1 protein-coding gene is annotated in these 304 nt (G+C 62.5%); it reads left to right on the top strand.

Annotated elements, in window-relative coordinates; all coding sequences use genetic code 11:
* Nucleotides 1-304, top strand: a 304-nt coding sequence (locus tag ACXPVS_RS27520; protein ID WP_458512675.1) for an AMP-binding protein, incomplete at both ends; no start/stop codon positions are given.

Raw genomic sequence — 304 nt, 5'->3', positions numbered from 1 at the left:
GAACGACCGTGTACTGCAAAAGACCCCGTACAGCTTCGACGTGTCGGTGTGGGAATTCTTCTGGCCGCTGATCACCGGCGCCACGCTGGTGGTCGCTCGTCCGGACGGCCATCGCGACCCGGCGTACCTCAGCCAATTGATCCAGCAAGCGCAGGTCACCACCCTGCACTTCGTACCGTCAATGCTGCGTGCCTTTGTCGAAGAACCAAGCCTGGTCAACTGCCACAGCCTGCGTCAGGTATTTGCCAGCGGTGAAGCCCTGCCGGCGGATCTGGTGCGCCGCTTCATGAGCCAACACCCGGCG

This window comes from Pseudomonas sp. Ma2-10, from assembly GCF_054330215.1.
The sequence above is the reverse complement of the archived record's forward strand: the minus strand, read 5'-3'. Positions and strand labels throughout refer to the sequence as shown.